Origin of the sequence: Paenibacillus sp. P22 (assembly GCF_000469945.2) — a bacterium.
Taxonomy (GTDB): domain Bacteria; phylum Bacillota; class Bacilli; order Paenibacillales; family Paenibacillaceae; genus Paenibacillus_O; species Paenibacillus_O humicus.
Map to the genome: position 1 here is coordinate 1 of NZ_CBRA020000238.1, position 5,625 is coordinate 5,625.

The window sequence follows — 5,625 nt, forward strand, 5'->3', positions numbered from 1 at the left end:
TACGGATTSGGGGAATCGATGGAGGAGCGGGCCCTGCATATGCTTCGCGTCCGCGAAGCGCAGGACGAGTGCAAGGCGCTCGGATATCCTTCTCCCGGCTTCCTGGCTTCATTACGTGGCCGTTCCAGCCGGACAATACGAACCTCAAGCGGGAGAAATCCAAGCCGGAAGAATACCTCAAAATGGTGGCCATCAACCGGATCATGCTGGACAACATCCCGAACATGCAGGCGAGCTGGGTGACGATGGGGCCGGAGATCGGCAAGCAGTCGCTCTCGTACGGAGTCAACGACTTCGGCAGCACGATGCTGGAGGAGAACGTCGTGTCCGCGGCGGGCACGACCCACAAGGTCAACATCGAGCTCATTCTCCAGTATATCCGGGAGGCGGGCAAGATTCCTGCTCAGCGCAATACGCGCTACGACATTCTTCGTGTCTTCCACGACGGGGAGCACGCTGAACGCGACTTCGTCATGCAGAACTAATTGGTTGATTCAGACGCTAGTCCCGGTGAATCGCTCGGAGCGGTTCTCAGGTGACCGGCGTCTTTTTTGGTATGGGCGCGGATTCGGAGCTGCCAAGAGGAGGAGCCTCGGGAACGGATGAACTTGGGGCTGCCGCCAGGCATCCTTTTTTCCAGCTGAAAAAACAGCCCCATGCCGCCTTTCGGGCGGCAACAGGGCTGTAGGGTCATTCAAGAAAAGCTTGCTTGAGCCACTTCGGCTTCTTCCGCGATGATGATGCGGTTTTTGCCGGAGGATTTGGCGGCATAGAGGGCTTTGTCGGTTCGGGCAAAGAAATTCTCCTTGCCTTCGTCCGCATAAGAGGAGAAACCGATGCTCACCGTAATGCGGCGGGTACCAAGCTTGTCGTATACGGCCGAAGAAATCTTGGTCTGCATCGCCTCCAAAATATGAAGGGACTTCTCTGCGGCCCGGTCCGTAAAGATGACGGCAAGCTCCTCGCCGCCGTAACGGGCGACGAAATCGTTCATGCCGGCCTGGGCGCGGACGATCTCCGATACTTTCTTCAGGACGAGATCGCCGGCCCGATGGCCGAACTGATCGTTGACGCTCTTGAAATTATCGATGTCGATCAAGGCAAGCTGCAGCGGCATTCCGCTGACATCATGGTGGTCGATCAGCTTGTCGAGGTATTCATGAAACGTAATATGGTTGTACAGTTCCGTAAGCGCGTCCGTCTTGGCCAGCTTGTCCATGATCGTATTCTTGACCATCAGCTCCTGGTTGAAGCGCGATGTATGGATGTAATACTGGCGCATTTCCTTGCCTCTCGTAATGACCCCCCAGGCCACAAGGCTGAATGCCCCCATCATGGCCGTAATGGAAAGCATGCCGACCAGGGAGATATCGAGGTTGTCGTTGAAGAAGTAGAGGCAGAACAGGGACAGCAGGCAAAGGACGTCGGCAAAGACGAGTTTTTTGGAGGAGAAATAAAAAATGGATACCAGCACGGGCAGAAATAGCGCAATGACGATATAGTTCACTTCGATATTGATTTCAACGATGATGAAGGTCATGAGAGCGGAAGCGACCAGCAGCGAATAATCGCGCAGTCTCTCAGACAAATAGCGGATAGCAAACTCTGCCCCGACCAGCACGGAAAGATGGAGCACGGTTGGAAGCAGAATGTATTTCTTGAAGAAGATTCCCGAAGCAAGCGGAGTGATGAAGGCCAGATACAAGAATTCGAATAAGATCATTAGACCGAGCAGGCACCAGAATCCGTTCATCAGCATCCGGTTCCAGCGCGCTCGGGTGAAGTCCAGCAATTGATCGTCCAAATAGAGTCACTCCAGCATGCAAGCTTGGTTACACGTTAATCAATATACCATGAAAAGATCGCCAATCCAATCCTCATTATGAATAGAAAATGTCCGCAGAACCACCTTTTTCCTCCTTCGGAAAATGCTTATTCCAGGCCTTTTGCCCTCCTTCCCGCCGAATATCCGACCATGCCCGGCATATACTAAAGGGAAGGAAAGGGGTTGAGCGCGCATGGAGCTGCTTGTAGTGGATCTCATCGCGGAGGAAGAAGACCGCGGCGAGGCCTTGTGCCGCGAGCTGAACGGGGCAAGCTCCGGCTTGGCGGAAGATGCGGAGCGATTGTGGGACTGGACGCCGGGAGCGTCCGGCCGCAGGCTGATCTGCACGGCCCGGCTGCCCGGATTCTCTCTCTCCGAGCACGGAGGGCTTGTCTATGCGCAGGCCGCAGCCAGGCTGTCGGGCTACATCGTCGAGCGTTACGAGCCGGTGCTCATCCGCACGATCATCCGCAAGCAATTTCATTATACCGGCGATGAAGAGATCGCTACTATAGAGCAGTGCTGCAGGCTGGTCCTGTCCGGGGAGCAGTGGCAGATCGAGGAGCCGCAACCGCTCGCTGGAGGAGAGGCGGGCAGCCGCGGGCAGCGGGAGGCCAGAGTGGCCGCCGAGCTGGAAGGCTTCCTTGCGGAGAATACGCGCCTCAACCTCCAGGGGTTCGTGACGTTCAGGCTGCAGGGCTATTGGCAGGAGCTGCGGGAAGCGGCGGAGTATGCGGTCGAGGAATACGTCATGGATAAGCAGTATCAGGAATTCATTTCCCTGCTCAAATATTTCGTGGCGGTGCAGCCGAGCCGCCGCAAGCTGGTCCATGTCGTCCAGGATGACGGACAGGAAATCCAGCTTCTGGACGCGGATTTCCTGCCGCTGGACACCCGCTCCGAGGACCGCGCCATCGCCGAGCTGGTGGATGCCGAGCTCAATGTGGAGGATATGGTCCTGAGCAGCCTGATTACGGCGGCGCCGGCCTCGATCCGCATCCATACCCCGACTCCGGATCATCAGGTCATCCGTACGATCCAGGCCATTTTCGAGCAGCGCGCCGAAGTATGTCCGGGCTGCCGCGATTGCGGAATCGGCGGGAACTCCCAGGCTTTGGGCGCCGGAGAGCCTTGACGGGCAACGTCCCGCTTCTATATAATGTGGTCAAAGCATTGATGAAGACATGCGGCGTTTGACGCGCGTCCCAGAGATAGGAATCCCGGGCTGAAAATTCCTAACGCAGGCGCAAGCGGCCGTACCCCTTCGAAGCTGCATGATGGAACCCGGCACGTCCGGAAAGTAAGTGATGCCGGCCTAATCCCCGTTATAGGATCCCAGAGAACGCCTCGGCGTTGAATTAGGGTGGAACCACGGGTCTGAACGTACAGCACTCGTCCCTTTGCGGGACGCAGTGCTTTTTTGCGTCCTTATGATCCTATTTATAACTCAGGAGGCGGCATGACAATGGCAATTGAAATCAAGCTTCCCGACGGCGCGGTCCGTGCTTACGAGCCGGGAGCGACGATCGAGGACGTAGCGGGATCCATCAGCTCCGGACTGCGGAAAAACGCGGTGGCGGGCAAGCTGGACGGAAAAGTCGTGGATCTGAACACGGAGATCAAGGACGGATCGCTGGTCGAAATCGTCACGCTCGATTCGGCGGACGGACTAGAGGTATACCGTCACAGCACAGCCCATCTGATGGCTCAAGCGATCAAGCGAATCTATGGAGAAAAGACGGTCAAGCTGGGCATCGGTCCCGTCATCGAGGACGGCTTCTATTACGATATCGATCTGGAGCAATCCATTACCCCTGAGGATCTGGAAAAGATCGAGAAGGAGATGGAGCGGATCATCAAGGAAGATATTCCGATCCGCCGCCGCGAAGTCAGCCGCGAAGAGGCTCTGGCGACGTTCGAGAAGATGGAGGACCCGCTCAAGCTGGAGCTGATCCGCGATCTTCCGGAAGGCTCGGTCATCACCATCTACGACCAGGGCGAGTTCTTCGATCTGTGCCGCGGGCCGCATTTGCCGTCCACGGGCAAGATCAAGGCGTTCAAGCTGCTGAGCGTTGCCGGAGCCTACTGGCGCGGCGATTCCAAGAACAAGATGCTGCAGCGGATCTACGGCACCGCATTTCCGAAGAAGGCGCAGCTGGACGAGCATCTCCATCTGCTCGAGGAAGCCAAGAAGCGCGACCACCGCAAGCTCGGCCGCGAGCTGAAGATGTTCACGTTCTCCAAGGAAGTCGGCCAAGGCTTGCCGATCTGGCTGCCTAACGGCGCCCGCGTGCGCCGCACGCTGGAGCGCTACATCGTCGACCTCGAAGAAAAGCTCGGTTACCAGCATGTCTATACGCCGGTGCTGGCCAATGTCGAGCTGTACAAAACGAGCGGGCATTGGGAGCACTACAGCGAGGACATGTTCCCCAAGATGGTCATGGACAACGAGGAGCTCGTGCTGCGTCCGATGAACTGTCCTCATCATATGATGGTGTTCAAGAGCGACATGCGCAGCTACCGCGATCTGCCGATCCGCGTAGCGGAGCTCGGCACGATGCACCGCTACGAAATGTCCGGCGCCTTGACGGGACTGCATCGCGTTCGGGCCATGACTTTGAACGACGCGCATATTTTCTGCCGTCCCGATCAGATCAAGGAAGAATTCGCGCGTGTCGTCAACCTGATCCGCAAGGTATACGAAGACTTCGGCATCAAGGAATACCGCTTCCGTCTCAGCTACCGGGATCCGCAGGATACGGAGAAGTACTTCCAGAACGACGAGATGTGGGAAATGTCCCAGCGCATGCTGCGCGAGGTCGTCGAGGAGCTCGGCTTGCCGTTCTTCGAGGCGGAGGGAGAAGCGGCGTTTTACGGTCCGAAGCTCGACGTGCAGATCAAGACGGCTCTCGGCAAGGAGGAGACGCTCTCTACCGCTCAGCTCGACTTCCTGCTTCCGGAACGCTTTGAGCTTGAGTACGTGGGCGAGGACGGCAAGAAGCACCGTCCGGTCGTCATCCACCGCGGCATCATCAGCACGATGGAGCGCATGACCGCTTTCCTGCTGGAGAATTTCGCCGGCGCCCTGCCGCTATGGCTGAGCCCTCAGCAAGCACGCGTCATTCCGGTATCCCAGGTGTACGAAGGCTACGCCCGCCAAGTCGAGGAGCAGCTGCTTGCGGCAGGCATCCGCGCAGAGAGCGACCTGCGCAACGAGAAGCTCGGCTACAAGATCCGCGAGGCGCAGCTCGAGAAGATTCCTTACATGCTGATCGTCGGCGAGAATGAAGCCGGAGCCGGAACCGTCTCGGTGCGCAAGCGCGGAGAAGGGGACATCGGAGCGAAGCCGGTAACCGAGCTTGCAGCGGAGCTGGCAGAGGAGATCGCCAAAAAAACCGTTTAGTTGAAGCGAAATTCGACAAAAACTGAATAAGGCCTGCGGGCAGTGGGTAACCTCCGTTTAAAGGGGAGATTACTGACTATGCCCACAGGCTTTTTGTTGTACCGAAAATCCATCTATCTTCTCGTTGTTGCCGCGATTGTCGCCCTCGTCCTCGACTCCGGCCGCGTGACGGTCATAGCCGATTCGGAGTCCGATGCCGCTCTCCGCAAGCTGGAGCAGAGAACCGATGCTGAAAAACGTCCCGTTCCCAAGCGGGCCGGCGTACGTCGGCCCGATCCGAAGGCGGCGGACAAGCCGGCTTCTCCGCCGCTGCCGGCTGTCGCACCGCCTGGGATGCCGGACGCCGCCTCGTCCGCGCCGGAGCAGCCGCAGCAGGACGGGCTTGCCCCGGTCAAGA

The 5,625-nt window shown here is 57.9% G+C and carries 4 protein-coding genes and 1 pseudogene; 4 read left to right on the forward strand and 1 reads right to left on the reverse strand.

Features of this window, described 5'->3' with window-relative positions:
- Positions 1 to 485, forward strand: a pseudogene (locus BN871_RS24195) (dehypoxanthine futalosine cyclase); the annotation flags it as partial.
- 209 nt (positions 486 to 694) lie between these two features.
- On the opposite strand, the gene BN871_RS24200 reads toward BN871_RS24195, so the two are convergent.
- A complete protein-coding gene (locus BN871_RS24200; RefSeq protein WP_048749519.1) occupies positions 695 to 1,804 on the reverse strand; it encodes a diguanylate cyclase in 1,110 nt (369 codons plus the stop codon).
- Between the two features lie 214 nt (positions 1,805 to 2,018).
- Here BN871_RS24200 and ytxC point away from each other — a divergent pair, with 214 nt between their 5' ends.
- The 3 genes from ytxC to BN871_RS24215 form a co-directional block, all read left to right on the forward strand.
- Positions 2,019 to 2,960, forward strand: coding sequence for a putative sporulation protein YtxC (ytxC, locus tag BN871_RS24205; RefSeq protein WP_021880122.1), 942 nt, complete (start codon positions 2,019 to 2,021; stop codon positions 2,958 to 2,960).
- Between the two features lie 330 nt (positions 2,961 to 3,290).
- A complete protein-coding gene (gene thrS, locus BN871_RS24210; protein WP_048749521.1) occupies positions 3,291 to 5,228 on the forward strand; it encodes a threonine--tRNA ligase in 1,938 nt (645 codons plus the stop codon).
- 78 nt (positions 5,229 to 5,306) lie between these two features.
- On the forward strand, positions 5,307 to 5,625 hold a 319-nt coding region (locus tag BN871_RS24215; RefSeq protein ID WP_048749523.1), incomplete at its 3' end, for a hypothetical protein.